Source organism: Pseudomonas sp. UTLPPB19802, from assembly GCF_059730225.1.
Genome location: NZ_AP048545.1, coordinates 2,850,402 through 2,867,145, shown reverse-complemented (window position 1 = coordinate 2,867,145; position 16,744 = coordinate 2,850,402). Strand labels below are relative to the sequence as shown.

General features: G+C 63.1%; 19 protein-coding genes. 11 read left to right on the top strand and 8 right to left on the bottom strand.

Going from position 1 to position 16,744, the window contains the following annotated elements; genetic code table 11:
* Positions 1-50 precede the first annotated feature (50 nt).
* Positions 51-1,397, top strand: coding sequence for a class II 3-deoxy-7-phosphoheptulonate synthase (locus AC6I6U_RS13140; RefSeq protein ID WP_497882354.1), 1,347 nt, complete (start codon positions 51-53; stop codon positions 1,395-1,397).
* Between the two features lie 31 nt (positions 1,398-1,428).
* Here the strand turns inward: AC6I6U_RS13140 and AC6I6U_RS13135 are convergent, their stop codons facing one another.
* Both AC6I6U_RS13135 and AC6I6U_RS13130 read right to left on the bottom strand, forming a co-directional pair.
* The gene (locus AC6I6U_RS13135; RefSeq protein WP_497882353.1) at positions 1,429-2,640 is read right to left on the bottom strand and encodes a winged helix-turn-helix domain-containing protein; all 1,212 of its coding nucleotides are present in this window, start codon (positions 2,638-2,640) and stop codon (positions 1,429-1,431) included.
* A 70-nt stretch (positions 2,641-2,710) separates the two neighbouring features.
* Positions 2,711-2,938, bottom strand: coding sequence for a DUF1127 domain-containing protein (locus tag AC6I6U_RS13130; RefSeq protein ID WP_497882352.1), 228 nt, complete (start codon positions 2,936-2,938; stop codon positions 2,711-2,713).
* 98 nt (positions 2,939-3,036) lie between these two features.
* Between AC6I6U_RS13130 and AC6I6U_RS13125 the strand changes: the two genes are divergently transcribed.
* Positions 3,037-3,891: a LysR family transcriptional regulator gene (locus AC6I6U_RS13125; RefSeq protein ID WP_497883026.1), complete on the top strand. Its 855-nt coding sequence runs from the start codon at positions 3,037-3,039 to the stop codon at positions 3,889-3,891.
* Here the strand turns inward: AC6I6U_RS13125 and AC6I6U_RS13120 are convergent.
* Positions 3,881-4,630, bottom strand: coding sequence for a sulfite exporter TauE/SafE family protein (locus AC6I6U_RS13120; protein WP_497882351.1), 750 nt, complete (start codon positions 4,628-4,630; stop codon positions 3,881-3,883). The two genes, AC6I6U_RS13125 and AC6I6U_RS13120, sit on opposite strands and share 11 nt — an antisense overlap.
* A 103-nt stretch (positions 4,631-4,733) precedes the next feature.
* Between AC6I6U_RS13120 and AC6I6U_RS13115 the strand changes: the two genes are divergently transcribed.
* The 4 genes from AC6I6U_RS13115 (at position 4,734) to AC6I6U_RS13100 (ending at position 8,113) form a co-directional block, all read left to right on the top strand.
* Entirely contained in the window at positions 4,734-5,693 is a 960-nt protein-coding gene (locus AC6I6U_RS13115; RefSeq protein ID WP_497882350.1) for a LysR family transcriptional regulator, read from the top strand.
* Between the two features lie 69 nt (positions 5,694-5,762).
* A complete protein-coding gene (locus tag AC6I6U_RS13110; protein WP_497882349.1) occupies positions 5,763-6,215 on the top strand; it encodes a MarR family winged helix-turn-helix transcriptional regulator in 453 nt (150 codons plus the stop codon).
* A gap of 430 nt (positions 6,216-6,645) precedes the next feature.
* Complete coding sequence (locus AC6I6U_RS13105) at positions 6,646-7,065, top strand: organic hydroperoxide resistance protein (RefSeq protein ID WP_497882348.1); 420 nt, start codon at positions 6,646-6,648, stop codon at positions 7,063-7,065.
* Positions 7,066-7,093: 28 nt separating this feature from the next.
* Entirely contained in the window at positions 7,094-8,113 is a 1,020-nt protein-coding gene (locus AC6I6U_RS13100; RefSeq protein WP_497882347.1) for an alpha/beta hydrolase, read from the top strand.
* A gap of 68 nt (positions 8,114-8,181) precedes the next feature.
* Here the strand turns inward: AC6I6U_RS13100 and efp are convergent, their stop codons facing one another.
* A complete protein-coding gene (gene efp / locus AC6I6U_RS13095) occupies positions 8,182-8,751 on the bottom strand; it encodes an elongation factor P (RefSeq protein WP_497882346.1) in 570 nt (189 codons plus the stop codon).
* A 48-nt stretch (positions 8,752-8,799) separates the two neighbouring features.
* Positions 8,800-9,933, bottom strand: coding sequence for an elongation factor P maturation arginine rhamnosyltransferase EarP (gene earP, locus AC6I6U_RS13090; RefSeq protein ID WP_497882345.1), 1,134 nt, complete (start codon positions 9,931-9,933; stop codon positions 8,800-8,802).
* Positions 9,934-10,058: 125 nt separating this feature from the next.
* On the opposite strand from earP, the gene AC6I6U_RS13085 reads away from it, so the two are divergent.
* Positions 10,059-10,484: a hypothetical protein gene (locus AC6I6U_RS13085; RefSeq protein WP_497882344.1), complete on the top strand. Its 426-nt coding sequence runs from the start codon at positions 10,059-10,061 to the stop codon at positions 10,482-10,484.
* A 14-nt stretch (positions 10,485-10,498) separates the two neighbouring features.
* Positions 10,499-10,981 (top strand): GreA/GreB family elongation factor, encoded by a 483-nt coding sequence (locus AC6I6U_RS13080; RefSeq protein WP_497883025.1) that lies wholly within the window; start codon positions 10,499-10,501, stop codon positions 10,979-10,981.
* A gap of 9 nt (positions 10,982-10,990) precedes the next feature.
* Here AC6I6U_RS13080 and AC6I6U_RS13075 read toward each other — a convergent pair whose 3' ends face one another.
* The gene (locus AC6I6U_RS13075) at positions 10,991-11,245 is read right to left on the bottom strand and encodes a hypothetical protein (protein ID WP_497882343.1); all 255 of its coding nucleotides are present in this window, start codon (positions 11,243-11,245) and stop codon (positions 10,991-10,993) included.
* Positions 11,246-11,411: 166 nt separating this feature from the next.
* Between AC6I6U_RS13075 and AC6I6U_RS13070 the strand changes: the two genes are divergently transcribed.
* Complete coding sequence (locus AC6I6U_RS13070) at positions 11,412-11,732, top strand: ElaB/YgaM/YqjD family protein (protein ID WP_497882342.1); 321 nt, start codon at positions 11,412-11,414, stop codon at positions 11,730-11,732.
* 41 nt (positions 11,733-11,773) lie between these two features.
* Here AC6I6U_RS13070 and AC6I6U_RS13065 read toward each other — a convergent pair whose 3' ends face one another.
* Entirely contained in the window at positions 11,774-12,802 is a 1,029-nt protein-coding gene (locus tag AC6I6U_RS13065) for an Ldh family oxidoreductase (protein WP_497882341.1), read from the bottom strand.
* A gap of 469 nt (positions 12,803-13,271) precedes the next feature.
* On the opposite strand from AC6I6U_RS13065, the gene AC6I6U_RS13060 reads away from it, so the two are divergent.
* Together AC6I6U_RS13060 and AC6I6U_RS13055 are read left to right on the top strand one after the other, a co-directional pair.
* Positions 13,272-14,783: an NCS1 family nucleobase:cation symporter-1 gene (locus AC6I6U_RS13060; RefSeq protein ID WP_497882340.1), complete on the top strand. Its 1,512-nt coding sequence runs from the start codon at positions 13,272-13,274 to the stop codon at positions 14,781-14,783.
* 62 nt (positions 14,784-14,845) lie between these two features.
* Positions 14,846-15,574, top strand: a complete 729-nt coding sequence (locus AC6I6U_RS13055) for an aspartate/glutamate racemase family protein (RefSeq protein WP_497882339.1) — start codon at positions 14,846-14,848, stop codon at positions 15,572-15,574.
* A gap of 190 nt (positions 15,575-15,764) precedes the next feature.
* Here AC6I6U_RS13055 and AC6I6U_RS13050 read toward each other — a convergent pair whose 3' ends face one another.
* Complete coding sequence (locus tag AC6I6U_RS13050; protein WP_497882338.1) at positions 15,765-16,697, bottom strand: LysR family transcriptional regulator; 933 nt, start codon at positions 16,695-16,697, stop codon at positions 15,765-15,767.
* Positions 16,698-16,744 lie beyond the last annotated feature (47 nt).

The window sequence follows — 16,744 nt, the reverse complement described above, 5'->3', positions numbered from 1 at the left end:
ACTAATTGCTGCTAACATGGGCCTCCGACCGTCCATAACTAGAGTGCATGATGAGCCAACCCTGGAGCCCCGACAGCTGGCGTCCCCTGCCGATCCAGCAACAACCGCAGTACCCGGACGCCGCTCATCTGCTGCGCGTCGAGCAGACCCTGGCCAGCTACCCGCCGCTGGTGTTCGCCGGCGAAGCCCGGGAACTGCGCCGCCAGTTCGCCGAGGTGACCGAAGGCCGCGCCTTCCTGCTCCAGGGCGGCGACTGTGCGGAAAGCTTCGCGGAGTTCTCGGCGGCGAAGATTCGCGACACCTTCAAGGTGCTCTTGCAGATGGCGGTGGTGATGACCTTTGCCGCTGGCTGCCCGGTGGTCAAGGTCGGGCGCATGGCCGGCCAGTTCGCCAAACCACGCTCGGCCAACGATGAAACCATCAACGGCGTGAGCCTGCCGGCCTACCGCGGCGATATCGTCAACGGCATCGGTTTCGACGAGAAGAGCCGCGCCCCCGATCCCGAGCGCCTGCTGCAGTCCTACCACCAGTCGACGGCCACTCTCAACCTGCTACGGGCCTTTGCCCAGGGCGGTTTCGCCGACCTGCACCAGGTGCACAAGTGGAACCTGGACTTCATCGCCAATTCGGCCCTGGCCGAGAAGTACAGCCAACTGGCCGACCGCATCGACGAAACCCTGGCGTTCATGCGTGCCTGTGGCCTCGACACCGCGCCGCAACTGCGCGAGACCAGCTTCTTCACCGCCCACGAAGCCTTGCTGCTGAACTACGAGGAAGCCTTCGTCCGCCGCGACAGCCTGACCAACGACTACTACGACTGCTCGGCGCATATGCTCTGGATCGGCGACCGCACCCGCCAGCTGGACGGTGCCCACGTCGAATTCCTGCGCGGGGTGAACAACCCGATCGGGGTCAAGGTCGGCCCGAGCATGAACACCGACGAACTGATCCGGCTGATCGACATCCTCAACCCGGACAACGATCCGGGCCGCCTCAACCTGATCGTGCGCATGGGCGCGAACAAGGTCGGCGAGCACCTGCCACAGCTGATCCGCGCAGTGGAAAGTGAAGGCAAGCGGGTACTGTGGAGCTCCGACCCGATGCACGGCAACACCATCAAGGCCAGCAGCGGCTACAAGACCCGCGACTTTGCGCAGATCCTCAGCGAAGTGAAGCAGTTCTTCCAGGTGCACCAGGCCGAGGGCAGCTATGCCGGCGGTATTCATATCGAGATGACCGGGCAGAATGTCACCGAGTGCATCGGTGGCGCGCGGCCGATTACCGAAGATGGCTTGTCGGACCGGTATCACACCCACTGCGACCCACGGATGAACGCCGACCAGTCGCTGGAATTGGCGTTCCTGATTGCCGAGACGCTGAAGCAGGTGCGGCGCTGAGTCAGTAAAACAGTCTGTGCGGGACAGCTCTTCAGAGCAACCCGCGCAACCGCTGAGCACTCGCCCTTGGGCAATTGAGCTGGATATCCGCCAGCCCCAGCCAGTCCGCCAACTGCCGCAGGCTGGCTGCCAACGCCACCATCCCCGCATCGTCCAAACCTTGCGCTTCCTCGTGCACCGCATGCACCGCCAAGCGCCCTTGCGCCCGCTCGGCCCGCAGGTCGACCCGAGCGGCAATGCGCTCGCCATGCAGGAACGGCAACACGTAATAGCCATAGACCCGCTTGTGCTGTGGCGTATAGATCTCCAGCCGATAGCGGAAATCGAACAGCCGCTCGGTACGGCTGCGCTCCCAGATCAATGAGTCGAACGGCGACAGCAAGGCGCTGGCCTCGACCTTGCGCGGTACCTTGATCGCCACGGGACAATACGCCGGCTGGCGCCAGCCCTGCACCTGGCAAACCTCTATCTCACCCGCCTCGACCAGTTCCGCCAGGCGCGCCCGACTGTCGACCGGATCGAGTCGATAGTAGTCGCGCAAATCCTTCTCCGTCGCCACACCCAGTGCAACGGCCGCCTGACGCAGCAAACCGCGCTGGGCCTCGGCTTCGTCGATCAACGGTTGTGCCAGCAGCGCCTGGGGAATCACCCGCTCCGGCAGATCATAGAGCCGCTCGAAACCGCGACGCCCGGCCACGGTGACCTCGCCGGCGGCGAACAGCCATTCCAGCGCATGCTTCTCGGCACTCCAGTCCCACCAGGGGCCGGCCTTTTCCTCGCGACTCGACAGACTCCCAGCCCCCAGGGCTCCGCGTTCCTCGACCAGCGCCAGCACCCGGCGAATGGTCGCCTGCTCTTCACGACCGAACCGCGCCATCTGCTGATAGATACCCTCGCCGCGGGATGCCCGCGCCATGCGCCAGCGCATCAGCGGGTACAACGCCATCGGCAGCAACGAGGCCTCGTGCCCCCAATACTCGAACAGCGTACGCTGCCGCCCCTGGCTCCAGGCGGCCTGGTCGAGCAGATCGGCGGAGTAATTGCCCAGGCGGGAAAACAGCGGCAGGTAGTGGGAACGCACCAGGGCGTTGACCGAATCGATCTGCACCACACCCAGGCGCTCGATCAGCCGATTGACCTGCAATGGCCGGACCGCCGCCGGGCTCCTGCGGCCATGGAATCCCTGGGCCGCCAGTGCCAGGCGACGGGCTTGCTTCAACGAGAACGACAGGTCTGCGGGCATGGGTGCCTCCTTGTGAACCCGCAAGCTACTCCAGAGCGACCCGGTTTGTGTAGCACCCATGTGTTCGCCATCAGCGCCCCTTGCCCAGCGGATCGTTCCAGAAGTGCTGATGGGTTTCCCCCTCGATATCGGCGCGGCTGAGCCCGATGTCCTTGAGAGCATCGTCGCTCAACGACGCCAGCATCTGGCGCTCCCGGGACAACTCATGCCAGCGCTCCAGGCGCTGCCATAAACCCGCCAGCGAGAAACCCTTGCGCGCACTCCCATCCACCAACAGATAACCTTTCTGACCTTTCATCATCCTGCCCTCCAGTAGGGGATGACTGGAGTCTGTGCCTGGGGCTAAGATCAATCCAACGAATGTTTCTTATGCAACACATCTCGGAGATTGATGAATTGTCCAGCTACCCGAGCATCGATACCGACGTCCTGCGCACATTTGTCGCGATTGCCGAACACGGCGGTTTCACCAAGGCCGGGGAAATGGTCAACCGCACGCAATCGGCCGTGAGCATGCAGATGAAACGGCTGGAGGAGGATGTGCTGCAGCGCCAGTTGTTCGAGCGCGAGGGCCGGCAGATGCGCCTGACCGCCGAAGGCCAGGTCCTGCTCGGCTATGCCCGGCGGATACTGAAATTGCAGAGCGAGGTATTCAATACCCTGCGCGAGCCGCACATGGTCGGCCTGGTGCGCATCGGCGTACCCGATGACTACGTGATGCGTTTCCTGCCGGGCATTCTGTCGCGCTTCGCCCAGTCTTATCCACTGGTGCAGATCGAGGTGAACTGCGAATCCTCGACGCAGTTGCTGCAACGCCAGGACCTGGACCTGACCATCGTCACCCGCAAGCCGGGTGACGAGCTTGGCCAGTTGCTGCGCCAGGAACGCCTGGTATGGGCCGAGGCGCAGAACGCGGCGATCCATGAGCAGAATCCGCTACCCCTGGCCATGGATGGCATGGCCTGTTTCTGCACGCAATGGGCCTGCAACGCCCTGGACGCCCGTGGCCGCGACTACCGCCTGGCCTACAACTGCCCGAGCCTGTCGACCATCATGGCGGTGGTCAATGTCGGCCTGGCGATGACTGCCCAGCTGGAAAGTCTGGTTCCCCAGGACTGGCGTATTCTCGGCGAAGCCGAAGGCCTGCCACAGCTGCCGCTGCTCAATATCATGCTGGTGCGCAACCCGAACAAGCCTTCGCCGATCACCGAGTGCCTGGCCGACCACATTGTCGACGGTTTCAGGCCTTGAGGCCGAGCAGCAGCGCGCCAATCACCAGGTAGACACAGAACAGCGCGCGCAGCATTTTCTCCGGCAAGGCATAGGCCATTTTCACGCCCCAGCTGATACTGAGCAGGCCGCCAATAGCCATTGGAATTCCCATCTGCCAGTCCACTTCGTGGTGAACTGCATAGGTCACCAGCGTCACGCTGGTGCTGGGCAGCGCCAGGGCCAGCGACAAGCCCTGGGCCACCACCTGCGAAGTGCCGAAGACGATGGTCAGGAATGGCGTGGCCACTACCGCGCCACCGACTCCGAACATCCCGCCCATGGCTCCGGATCCGGCGCCCAGAACGCCCAGCCACGGCCAGGGGTAACGCATCTGTGCCGACTCGGCCGAAGGCGCCATGAACGAGCGCACCAGGTAGAACAGCGCCAACGCCAGCAGGAAACCGACAAAGCACAGGCGCATGCTGCGCGGGTCCAGTCCCACCGCCCAGAGGGCGCCGAACCAGGCGAAACAGAAACTCATCACCACCAGCGGCAAGGCGTGCTTCAACTGGATGCGATTGCGCTGATGGTAGCGGTACAAGGCCAGCACCACGTTCGGCACCACCATCACCAATGCCGTGCCCTGGGCCATCTGCTGGTCCAGGCCGAACAGGATACCCAGCACCGGAATCGCGATCAGGCCGCCGCCAATGCCGAACAGGCCACCCACCGCGCCCATCGCCACACCCAGTACCAAGTACTCGATCAATTCAATCACAACGCACTCCCCGCTCAATGGGCGCCATGCTACGCAGTCGCCTCTGGTAGGGAAACGCACAACAACGCACAATGGCTATGCCAATTACGCACAAGCGAATTTCATGAATCCCACTAGCCTTACAGACCAACTCGGCTTGTTCCTCGATGTGCTGGAGGCCGGCAGCTTTTCCGCCGCCTCCCGCCGCCATCCGCTGACACCCTCGGCGGTGGCCAGGCGGATCGACAGCCTGGAAGCTTCGGTCGGATCGCGCCTGTTCATTCGCAGCACCCATGCGGTACGTGCCACTCCCGCCGGGCTGGCGTTCGCCGAACGGGCCCGGCGGATCGTCGCCGAGCTGCGCATGGCGCGGGCCGAGGCGGTGTCGCTGAGCAATGCGCCAGAGGGCCTGATCCGCATCGACGCCCCCGCCGCGTTTGGTCGTCGCCACCTGGCCCCGGCCATCGCCGACTTCCTCGTCGACTATCCGGGACTGGATGTGCAACTGCACCTGATCGACAGCTTTGTCGACATGCAGGGCTCCAACCTGGGCAAGGTCGACCTGGTCCTGCGTGCCGGGCAATTGGCCGATACACGACTGGTAGCCACGCCCCTGGCCAGCCTCGTGCGCATCGCCTGCGCCAGCCCGGCCTACCTCAAGGCCCGTGGCAAGCCGCTGCGCCCCGAGGAGTTGAGCGAGCATGACGGCCTCGACTGGGACGCCCTGGCACCACCCATGGCCTGGCGCTTCCAGCAGGACGGGCAGATGCAATTGCAACGCCCGGCGCGGATCCGCATGACCTCCAACAATGCCGAGGCGCTGTTGTCCGGCGCCCTGGGTGGCCTGGGCGTGGCCCATCTGCCGACCTGGCTGACCAGCGAGTACCTGCTGCGCGGCGAACTGCTGCCACTGTTCTGCGACAACGGCCTGCCGAAGGTGGAAACCTCCGGCATCTATGCGTTGCGCCTGGACCAGCCCGCCAACTCCCGCAGCCGACTGCTGCTGGAATTTCTCAAGAGCCGGTTCAGCCCCGTCCCGCCCTGGGACCTGGCGCTGCAGAGCGGGCTGGGCCGACATTCATAGGGAAAATTCCCTGGCGCATTAAAGATTCGCCCGCTAGATTCAACAGATGTGACACACAAGGTTTCAGTGATGAACAGCAATACCGACAACTGCGACGACCTGCTCCTGGACAACCAGGTGTGCTTTGCCCTGCACTCCACCTCGTTGTTGATGACCAAAGTCTACAAACACCTGCTCCAGGCTCTGAACCTGACTTATCCACAGTACCTGGCGATGATCGTGCTGTGGGAACAGGACCGCCTGACCGTCGGCGAGATCAGCAACAAGCTGCTGACCGATCCCGGCTCGCTGACCCCGCTGCTCAAGCGGCTGGAGGCCGAAGGCCTGCTGAGCCGAACCCGCAGCAAGGAAGACGAGCGCGTGGTCATCATCGAACTGACCGACGCCGGCCGTGCCTTGCGTGACAAGGCCCGGAACATTCCGCAGTGCATCCTGGCCGCCGGTGGCGGCTCCATGGAACGCCTGAAGGCACTGCAAGCCGAGCTGCTCGAATTGCGCGCGCATCTACAGGACAGTCTCTAAGGGTAAACCCGCGTCAGGTAGGAAAATTTTCCCACTGGGGCGAGCGGGCTTGTCGAGACACCGCACCGCCGCGCTCGGCTGCAAGGCGGCCGTAAATCAGCCATTTCATATCTCCTGGCACTATGAGTTGCCTGGCGTCAGGGCTGCTTTGCAGCCCAGCGCGGCGGTGCGGCGTCCCGACAAGCCCGCTCACCACAATCACAAGCACAGCTCCCTCCGATTACAGCACCAGCGTACAAGCCGACAGCCCTGGCTACCGCGAAAATCCACACCGCACTGCCCCGCTCACGGACGCCCTTAAAAGCCTGCGAGCAATTTTTTTGAAAAATTACATTGCGCGCAAAATATTTGTGCAGTACATTTAAATCGTACTCAGTTAGCGCACAAACATTTAGCGCAAAATCAATCATCTGAAATGACGAGGTCCACCATGAAAGCTCTCTATACCGCAGTTGCAACCGCTACCGGTGGCCGTGATGGCCGTGCTATCTCCAGCGACAACATCCTTGACGTGAAACTCGCCACACCGAAGGAACTCGGTGGTGCCGGTGGTGAAGCCACCAACCCTGAGCAACTGTTCGCCGCCGGCTACTCGGCCTGCTTCATCGGCGCCCTGAAGTTCGTTGCCAGCCAGAACAAGCGCCAGATCCCTGCCGATGCATCGATCACCGCCCATGTCGGCATCGGCCAGATCCCTGGCGGCTTCGGCCTGGACATCGACCTGCACATCAGCCTGCCAGGCCTGGAGCAGGCTGACGCACAGAGCCTGGTCGACGCAGCCCACCAGGTCTGTCCGTACTCCAACGCCACCCGTGGCAACGTCGACGTCCGTCTGCACGTAACCGTCTAACCCGAGCCGAAAAACCAAGGAGCTGCACATGAACACTTTCAGCAAGGTCCTGACCGGTACTCTGCTCGCGCTGTCCGTCCAGGGGGCGTTCGCCGCCGAAAACACCGGCGTCGAACACAACACCCAGGCGTTTCTCGATGCACTGAATGCCGGTACCGGCAAGCCGATGGAGCAGATGACGCCGACCGAGGCCCGCGCCGTGCTGTCCGGCGCGCAGTCCGGGGTCAAGTTGACCCTGCCGCGCACCGACATCAGCCAGAAGACCATCCAGGTCGACGGCAAGCCGCTGCAACTGACCATCGTCCGCCCGGCCGGGGTCAAGGGCAACTTGCCAGTGTTCATGTTCTTCCATGGTGGCGGTTGGGTACTGGGGGACTTCCCCACCCATGAGCGGTTGGTCCGCGACCTGGTCGTGGGGTCCGGAGCGGCGGCGGTGTTCGTCAACTACACCCCGTCCCCCGAGGCCCACTACCCGGTGGCGATCAACCAGGCCTATGCCGCGACCCAGTGGGTTGCCGAGCACGGCAAGGAAATCGGCGTCGACGGCAAGCGCCTGGCAGTGGCCGGCAACAGCGTCGGCGGCAACATGGCGGCGGTGGTCAGCCTGATGGCCAAGGACAAGGGCACCCCGGCGATCAAGTTCCAACTGCTGCTGTGGCCGGTGACCGACGCCAACTTCGAGACAGCGTCCTACAACCAGTATGCCGAGGGGCACTTCCTCACCAAGAACATGATGAAGTGGTTCTGGGACAACTACACCACCGATGCCGCGCAGCGCAGCGAGATCTACGCCTCGCCACTGCGGGCCACCACGGCGCAGCTCAAGGGCCTGCCGCCAGCGCTGATCCAGACCGCCGGGGCCGATGTGCTGCGCGATGAAGGTGAAGCCTACGGTCGCAAGCTGGACGAAGCCGGCGTACCGGTGACCAGCGTGCGCTACAACGGCATGATCCACGACTACGGCCTGCTCAACGTCGTCAGCCAGGTGCCGGAAGTCCGCTCGGCCCTGCTGCAGGCGTCCCAGGAGCTGAAGCAGCACCTGAAGTAATCCAGGTCCTGCAAAAAGGCATAAAAAAACCCGGAAAATTCCGGGTTTTTTTATGTGACATCGAGCAATTACTTCTTGCTGCGACCCTTGAAGGAGTTGTCACGGGTGTCGATATCGATCCACTCGTCGATTTCGATGAAGTCGGCAACCTGGACTTCAGTACCGTTCTTCAGCTTGGCAGGCTTCATGACCTTGCCGGAAGTGTCGCCACGAGCAGCGTTCTCGGTGTAGACAACCTGACGGCTGATGGTGGTCGGCAGTTCTACGGAGACCAGGCGGCCTTCGAAGAAAACGGCTTCGCAGACGTCTTCCATGCCTTCTTCGACGAACGGCAGAACGGACTCGATGTCCTCGGCGTTCAGTTCGTACATGGTGTAGTCAGAGGTATCCATGAACGTGTAGGAGTCACCGCTGATGAAGGACAGGGTGGCTTCCTTGCGATCCAGGATCACGTCGTCCAGCTTGTCGTCCGCACCGTATACGGTTTCGGTCTTGTAACCGGTCAGCAGGTTCTTCAGCTTGGTCTTCATGATCGCGCTGTTACGACCAGACTTGGTGAACTCGGTTTTCTGGACCAGCCAAGGATCGTTGTCGATACGCAGCACGGTACCGGGTTTCAGTTCTTTACCAGTTTTCATTGCGAATATCCGAATTTGGATGGGATGTACAAAAATCTAGGCCGCATATCATATCGAACTTTGGCGAAACTGTACCAGCGCTGTCGACAGATCGACCTGCGAGCCCAGTTCATCGCACCAGCGCTCGGCGTGCGCGTTCAGCTCCAACTCATGGCGCAACAGCGAAGACCAGGCCCGCCCCATGTCGCCCGCGGTATTCCAGGCCCGCCACCAACCGCTGAACGCCTCCTGTGCTGGCGCCGACAGTTCGCGGGTGTAGAGGGCGAGAAACGCCTCCAGCTTCTCCAGGTGGACGTCCTCCTCCTGCCGGTAGATATGCCAGAGCAGTGGCCGCCCGGCCCACTGTGCACGGATGAACGAGTCTTCGCCGCGGATCGCGTTGAAATCGCAGCTCCACAGCAGGCGGTCGTAATCCTGCTGGGGGACGAACGGCAGGACCTGCACCGTCAGCGCCCCGCGCACCTGGCTATCGCCAACGTCGAAAGCCGCAACGCCAAGCCAGTCACGCACATCCGTCAACACCCGGCCTTCCGGCACCAGCAGCCGGGTTGGCCGGGTATCGGCAGCCAGGGCGTCGAGCCAAGTGGCCACCGCCGGGTTCTCGTAGGCGAACAGCGAAACCAGCCGCTCACCGTCCATCGGCTCAACGCCCAGGCCACGCAGGAAGTCCCGACGCGCCTGCGGGTCGGCCTGGAACGCCCGCCGCTCCTCCAGCAACCCGGCCTCGCGCAGAAGCCCCCCAGTTCCCGGAACAAAGCCTGGGAAAAAGAAGAATTTCTGCACCTGCCTGTACTTGACCGACGGCAGCCCATGACAACCGACGATCCAGTCCTCGGCACTCAGGTAATCCAGGTTGAGCCACAACGGAATAGTCTCGCGCTCGGCCATCGCCTCCAGGTATTCGGCAGGCAACTGGCAGGCAAACGCCGCGATCACCACATCCGCCGCCGGCACCGGCTGCCAGGCGCCCGACCAGCGGCGCACATCGACGCCCTGACGGATCTGCTGCGCGCAATCGATGTCGAGTTCCGGACACAGGCGCTCGAATGAACGCAGATCGTCGACCCACAGGCGCACCGCCAACCCGTGCTCCGCCACCAGTTGCCGGGCCAGGCGCCAGGTCACGCCGATATCGCCGTAGTTGTCGACGACGGTGCAGAAAATATCCCAGTTGGCCGGCATGCAGGGGCTCCGTTTGGCAAAGGCGTCGATTGTCCGCGCAAATCTCCCTGCGCAGAAGGGCCCACGTCGATTAATCTTCATGGGACAATCGCATCCTGCTCCGACCCAACCGCCAGGAGGCCGCCATGGCTTATCGCCCCCAACCGCCGCGCCGCTTGTATGTCACCCTCAACCCACTGCAACTGACCGGCTGCATCGCCCTGGGCATCTGGCTCGGTTTCGTCGCACTGGCCCTTACCGCCTGGCTGCTGGCACGGGTGTTCGTCACCCAGCCGCTGGCGCCCCTCGCCGATGCTGCCCGGCAACTGAGCCAGCCCAACGCGGCCAGCACCCCTGCCGCCCCCGCCGCACCGCAGGCTCCGGGCGACTCGACGCAGATGTTCGAGCAGTACAAGGACAACCTGCGCAAGAACGAAGAACAGCAGCGCCTGGAGCAGGCCCGCAACAGCTATCGCAACCTGTCCAACCCAAAGTGCCAGTTCTGGCTGCAGCAGGACCAGACCGCGCCCAGCGACAAGAGCCGGGCCAACGTCCTGCAGTTCTGCAATTGAACGGGCTGGAGAGCGTGGACAAGCGCGGCGTGCATCAGTTGATAATCGATACCTTGGCGGTCGACCTCGACGTGCTGCAGCGGGCGGCACAAACCGCCTACGAAGCCGCAACTCATGAAGAGAACGTCGCCGAGAACAAGTACGACACCCTCGGCCTGGAGGCGTCCTACCTGGCGACCGGCCAGGCGCGACGCACCGAGGAAATCCGCCAGGCCTTGAAGCGCTGCCGGGAACTCCCCCTCAAGCCCCATGACGAACAGGCCGGCATCCAACTCGGTGCCTTGCTGACCCTCGAAGCCGAGAACGGTAGCGAACAGTTGCTGTTCCTGGCCCCGGACGCGGCCGGCCTGAAGGTGGAGTGGAAGGGACGTTCGATCACCGTGATCAGCCCGCGCTCGCCGCTGGGCCAAGCCTTGCTGGGCAAGCTCGATGGCGACGAGGTACAGATCGCCGTGGCCGGTGTGCGCCAGCGCTATTGGGTAACCGGCGTCAGTTGAACAGCGGCGTTACTTGGCTGCAGCCATCAGGCGATTGACCTCGCTGCGCACCATGCTGGTGTATTCCGGAGGGGACAGGGTATCGAGTTCGGAGCGTACCCATTCCGCCCACTTGCCCTTGCGCTTGGCGCGCTCGCCGAACAGTCGTGCCGCCTCGCCCTTGGCCTTGCCCAGGTTGCTCTGCCAGAGCTCGAACAAACGGGATTTCTCATCCTCGATGGCGGCCCGCTCGGCCAGGGACTTGTTAGCCAGATTGAAGCTCATTGGAAAATCCTGCGGTACAAATAGAAGCGTATCTTACACTGTCACTGGCCACATCCGACCGGGGATTTTCGCTCGTCCCGGGCACGACAGGAAAAAATTGCAACTTTCCCGGCCCCGCGCGACTCCCATTGTTCAGCACCTCATTCACTTGCAAAGGAACATTGCCATGGCCCGTAAATCCGCCGTACAAGCCGCCGAGGATCAGATCAAGGACCAGGCCTTCAGCGAGTTGCAGGCACTGATCCAGGAGTCGGAAAAACTGCTCAAGGACAGTGCTTCGCTGGTGGGCGAGGAAGGCGAGAGCCTGCGCGCCCAGGTCAGCCAGAAACTCAAGCAGGCGCTGGACTCGGTCACCCATGTGCGCGACACCACCCGTCCGGTGGTGGAGGCGACCGAAACCTACATCGGCGGTCACCCCTGGCAGACCGTGGCGATCTCCGCAGGTTTCGGCCTGGTGGTCGGTCTGCTGCTGGGCCGCCGTTCCTGAGTTAGCCCCCAGGGCCATGCCCACCCCGTAGCCGAGCTGGTTTATTGACCGGCCAGCTCGCGCAACTGCCGCAATTCTTCGCTCGACAGTTCGATTCCATGCGCCATCGAGGCAGCTCGTTGCCGATGCCGCCGGTCCCCCGGCAGGCGCTGCAAACCGACACCCTGCATCTGGCTGACCAATGCCTGACTGCGCTCGGCGAAATCCCGTCCGGCAGAGCGCGCCGGATCGATGACAATAATCAACTGCCCGGTCCAGGGCGTCTTGGCACCGGGATGCCGCGACCAGTCGAACTCGAAGGAAAAGTTGCCGCCAGTCAGCGCAGCCGCCAGCAACTCGACCATCATCGACAGCGCCGAGCCCTTGTGCCCGCCGAACGGCAGTAGCGCCCCGCCCTCCAGGATCGCCTTGGGATCACAGGTCGGCCGTCCCTCACGATCCACGCCAATACCCGCCGGCAAGAGTTCGCCCTTGCGCGCCGCGATCTGCACATCGCCGTGGGCCATGGCACTCGTAGCCAGGTCGAACACGATCGGGTCGGCACCGGCGCGGGGCGCTGCAAAGGCAATCGGGTTGGTACCGAACAGCGGCCGCTCGGCGCCGTGGGGCACCACGCAGGTCATGGAGTTGACCACGCTCAGCGCCACCAGGCCTTCATAGGCGAACGGCTCGACATCCGGCCACAGCGCCGCGAAATGGTGGGAATTACGAATCGCCAATACCGCAATCCCGGCGCTGCGGACCTTTTCCAGCAACAGCTCGCGGGCCGCAGCCAGTGCCGGCTGGGCGAAACCGTTGGCGGCATCGACCCGCACGAAGCCCGACGCCACGTCCTCGACCACCGGCACCGCCTGGCCATCGACCCAGCCGCTGGCCAGTGTCGAGACATAACCCGGTATGCGAAATACCCCATGGCTGTGGGCGCCGTCCCGTTCGGTACTGGCGCAGTTCTCGGCCAGCACCCGCGCGACCTCCGGCGACGTGCCGTGGCGCTGGAAAATCTGCTGCAAAAGCGCAATCAGATCAGCGTGGGAAATGTGTTGAGTAGCCGTATTGCAAGGTGCAGACATCCGAGACTCCGATTCCGATTGGTTTTATTGGAAGAACGAGAGAAAGCGGTACCAGGGCAGACATCGGCACTATCGAACGGCCATCGTGAACCTGTCAAACAGCCGAAAATCAAAGTGTACACACGACTGTAACCATAAGTGTCACATCAGTGTGCACATATTCTTCTCCCGCACCATTAAGTGACATGTCGGGTCCAGATCAGCACGGGAGCGCTCCCGCTTGAATTTCTGCGCTGAAAGAAATTGCTGTTCGAACGGTCAACTTATATTTCTTTTATTTCATGATGTTAGCTATATAAAAAAGAAACCGAAATTAGCAGATCATTTTATAGACCGAAACCTGGCACAGAACTGGCTTAGCTCCACATAGAATTTGTATACAACTTCATAAAAACCTACATACAAAAAGCTCACCGAGCGCTGCCCCGCCACCCTGCGGGACTCAGCCCGGGGCCAGGAGCCAGCCGGAATGCCTACCAGTCTCTCGTCACACGTCGCACTGGATCTTCCCGTCTCATCGCTCGATCTGCACACCACCCTCAGCCCGCGCCTGCACAATCCGGACCTGGCGCCGACCAAGGTCGAAGGACGGCGCTGGGGCGGTTACAGCATCTTCGCCCTGTGGACCAACGATGTGCACAACATTGCCAACTACTCCTTCGCCATCGGTCTTTATGCGATGGGCCTGGGCGGTTGGCAGATCCTGCTGTCACTGGGCATCGGCGCGGCCCTGGTGTATTTCTTCATGAACCTCTCGGGCTTCATGGGCCAGAAGACCGGCGTGCCGTTCCCGGTGATGAGCCGGATCAGTTTCGGTATCCACGGCGCACAACTGCCAGCGCTGATCCGGGCGGTGATCGCGATCGCCTGGTTCGGCATCCAGACCTACCTGGCCTCGGTGGTCTTCCGGGTGCTGCTGACCGCCATCCACCCCGGCTTCGCCGATTACGACCACAACTCGATCCTCGGCTTGTCGACGCTCGGCTGGGTCTGCTTCGTAATCATCTGGTTCGTGCAGTTGGTGATCCTCGCCTACGGCATGGAAACAGTGCGCCGCTACGAAGGTTTTGCCGGGCCGGTGATCCTGCTCACCGTGGCCGCCCTGGCCGCCTGGATGTACACCCAGGCCGGTGCAACCATCGCCTGGTCGATCCGCGAGCCACTGACCGGTGGCGAGATGTGGCGCAACATCTTCGCCGGCGCAGCACTGTGGCTGGCAATCTACGGCACGCTGATCCTCAATTTCTGCGACTTCGCCCGCTCCTCGCCAAGCCGCCGGACCATCCTGGTCGGCAATTTCTGGGGCCTGCCGGTGAACATCCTGATGTTCGCCAGCATCACCGTGCTGCTCTGCGGTGCGCAATTCCAGATCAACGGCCAGGTGATCCAGAGCCCTACCGATATCATCGCCTCGATCCCCAACACCTTCTTCCTGGTGCTCGGCTGCCTGGCGTTCCTGATCGTCACCGTGGCAGTGAACATCATGGCCAACTTCGTCGCCCCGGCCTTCGTCCTCAGCAACCTGGCGCCACGCCTGCTGACCTTCCGCCGCGCCGGGCTGATCAGCGCCGCGATCGCCGTACTGATCCTGCCGTGGAACCTCTACAACAGCCCGCTGGTGATCGTCTATTTCCTCTCAGGGCTGGGCGCCCTGCTCGGCCCGCTGTACGGCGTGATCATGGTCGACTACTGGCTGCTGCGCAAAGGCCGCGTCGATGTCCCGGCGCTCTACAGCGAAGACCCGACCGGTCCGTACTACTACAGCCATGGCGTCAACCTGCGGGCGGTGGCGGCATTCGTTCCGGCGGCACTGATCGCCATCGTGCTGGCCCTGGTACCGGGCTTTGCCAGCGTCTCGCCGTTCTCCTGGATGTTCGGCGCTGGCATCGCCGGCTTGCTCTACCTGGTCATCGCCAAGCGCGAAGCCCACTACACCGAGGTCAGCGGCGCCGCGATCGCCGTCGACAACCCCTGCCACTGAACATCTGACACTGAAACAGGCCCGCCCGCCTGAGGCGGGCCCTGCCGAACAAGGATTGATCCATGCGGATTCTGATCGTCAACGTCAACACCACTGCCTCGATCACCGAGGCCATTGCCCGCCAGGCCCAGGCTGTCGCCGCGCCGGGTACCGAAATCGTAGGCCTGACACCCTACTTCGGCGCCGATTCGGTGGAAGGCAATTTCGAAAGCTACCTGGCCGCCATCGCCGTGATGGACCGCGTGCTGGCCTATGACCAGCCCTATGACGCGGTGATCCAGGCCGGCTACGGCGAGCACGGCCGCGAAGGCCTGCAGGAGTTGCTCGATGTACCGGTGGTGGACATCACCGAAGCCGGCGCCAGCACGGCGATGTTTCTCGGCCACGCCTACTCGGTGGTCACCACCCTGGATCGTACCGTGCCGCTGATCGAGGACCGGCTGAAGCTGGCCGGGCTCCATCAGCGCTGCGCCTCGGTGCGCGCCAGCGGCCTGGCGGTGCTGGAACTGGAAGAAGATCCGCAACGGGCGGTCGATGCCATCGTCCGGCAGGCCGAGCGGGCCGTACAGGACGACAAGGCTGAAGTGATCTGCCTGGGCTGTGGTGGCATGGCCGGCCTTGATGAACAGATCCGCCAGCGTACCGGCGTACCGGTGGTGGATGGCGTGACGGCGGCGGTGACCATTGCCGAGTCGCTGGTGCGCCTGGGCTTGTCGACCTCCAAGGTGCGCACTTATGCCAAGCCCCGGCCGAAGCAGATCATCGGCTGGCCGGGGCATCTGCGCCGCTGAAGGGCCAGGCATGGGGGAGGATGGCCGCCCTTGGCGGTTCGCGGGCAAGCCCGGCTCCTACAGGGGGGCGGTGTGCACGGATCAGATGTTGGCGCCGCTCTTCTGTAGGAGCCGGGCTTGCCCGCGAAGAGGCCCGCAAATCCGGCCCGGATCAATGGAGACCTCTGCAAGACCAGGAAAGGAGGTTTCTTCAGGATGGCTGGCGGGCGTCAAAGCGCACCGCCAGTTGCTGCTCGGCGAACTGCTCGATGATGAAGTCGACGAAGGAGCGGGTCTTGCCCGGCAGCAGCCTATGCTCGGCGTAGTAGATCGAGATATGCCCATCGTCCACGTGCCAGTCGGGCAGCACCCGCTGCAAGGTTCCGGCCCGTAGCCAGGGCACGGCGAAGGGCATGCTCACCAGCGCCACTCCCAGGCCCTGGGCCGCCGCCGCGCAGGCCGCTTCCGAATCGCTCATGGTCATGCACGGCGGCAGGCTCAATGGCTGTTGTTCGCCATCCCGACAGGTCAACTGCCAGGAGCGCACGCGACCGGTCTGCGGTGAGCGGATCAGGATGCCGGTGCAACGGCGCAGGTCGTCCGGCAGCAGGACCGGGTCCTGTCCCGCCAGATACGCCACTGAAGCCACCAACACCCGATGGGCCACCGTCAACTTGCGCGCTACCACCCCCAGGGGCAACTCGAACCCCCCACCGATCGCCGCATCGAAGCCCTGGCCGATCAGGTCGACCTGGCGGTTATCGAAATGCCAGTCCGGACGGATATCCGGGAAGCGCCGCAAGAACTCGCCGAGCAGCGGCACGATATACAGGCGCCCGAACACCGTGCCCATGCTGACCTTGAGCGTCCCTGCCGGCCGTCCCTTGGCACTGGCCAGGTTGGCCACCGCATTCTGGATGCTGTGCAGGCTGGTGCCGACCTCGGCCAGGAACAGTTGACCGGCTTCGGTCAGGGTCAGCCGACGGGTGCTGCGCTGAAACAGCCGCACACCCAGGCGCGCCTCCAGCTTGGCGACACTCTTGCCGACCGCCGCGGGTGTCAGGCCAAGGCGCCGCGCCGCCTCGGCAAAGCTGCCGACTTCAGCGCTGCGGACGAAACATTCGATACTGCCAAGGCTTTCCATGACCACCACTATAAACTTTTGGTTTACACAGACTGTAGCAATTACCG

What these genes read in the sequence shown, in the direction of transcription:
- AC6I6U_RS13140 (WP_497882354.1), top strand. Translation starts at nt 51, where the DNA reads ATGAGCCAACCCTGGAGCCCCGACAGCTGGCGTCCCCTGCCGATCCAG.
- AC6I6U_RS13135 (WP_497882353.1), bottom strand. Translation starts at nt 2,640, where the DNA reads ATGCCCGCAGACCTGTCGTTCTCGTTGAAGCAAGCCCGTCGCCTGGCA.
- AC6I6U_RS13130 (WP_497882352.1), bottom strand. Translation starts at nt 2,938, where the DNA reads ATGAAAGGTCAGAAAGGTTATCTGTTGGTGGATGGGAGTGCGCGCAAG.
- AC6I6U_RS13115 (WP_497882350.1), top strand. Translation starts at nt 4,734, where the DNA reads ATGAATCCCACTAGCCTTACAGACCAACTCGGCTTGTTCCTCGATGTG.
- AC6I6U_RS13110 (WP_497882349.1), top strand. Translation starts at nt 5,763, where the DNA reads ATGAACAGCAATACCGACAACTGCGACGACCTGCTCCTGGACAACCAG.
- AC6I6U_RS13105 (WP_497882348.1), top strand. Translation starts at nt 6,646, where the DNA reads ATGAAAGCTCTCTATACCGCAGTTGCAACCGCTACCGGTGGCCGTGAT.
- AC6I6U_RS13100 (WP_497882347.1), top strand. Translation starts at nt 7,094, where the DNA reads ATGAACACTTTCAGCAAGGTCCTGACCGGTACTCTGCTCGCGCTGTCC.
- efp (WP_497882346.1), bottom strand. Translation starts at nt 8,751, where the DNA reads ATGAAAACTGGTAAAGAACTGAAACCCGGTACCGTGCTGCGTATCGAC.
- earP (WP_497882345.1), bottom strand. Translation starts at nt 9,933, where the DNA reads ATGCCGGCCAACTGGGATATTTTCTGCACCGTCGTCGACAACTACGGC.
- AC6I6U_RS13085 (WP_497882344.1), top strand. Translation starts at nt 10,059, where the DNA reads ATGGCTTATCGCCCCCAACCGCCGCGCCGCTTGTATGTCACCCTCAAC.
- AC6I6U_RS13075 (WP_497882343.1), bottom strand. Translation starts at nt 11,245, where the DNA reads ATGAGCTTCAATCTGGCTAACAAGTCCCTGGCCGAGCGGGCCGCCATC.
- AC6I6U_RS13070 (WP_497882342.1), top strand. Translation starts at nt 11,412, where the DNA reads ATGGCCCGTAAATCCGCCGTACAAGCCGCCGAGGATCAGATCAAGGAC.
- AC6I6U_RS13065 (WP_497882341.1), bottom strand. Translation starts at nt 12,802, where the DNA reads ATGTCTGCACCTTGCAATACGGCTACTCAACACATTTCCCACGCTGAT.
- AC6I6U_RS13060 (WP_497882340.1), top strand. Translation starts at nt 13,272, where the DNA reads ATGCCTACCAGTCTCTCGTCACACGTCGCACTGGATCTTCCCGTCTCA.
- AC6I6U_RS13055 (WP_497882339.1), top strand. Translation starts at nt 14,846, where the DNA reads ATGCGGATTCTGATCGTCAACGTCAACACCACTGCCTCGATCACCGAG.
- AC6I6U_RS13050 (WP_497882338.1), bottom strand. Translation starts at nt 16,697, where the DNA reads ATGGAAAGCCTTGGCAGTATCGAATGTTTCGTCCGCAGCGCTGAAGTC.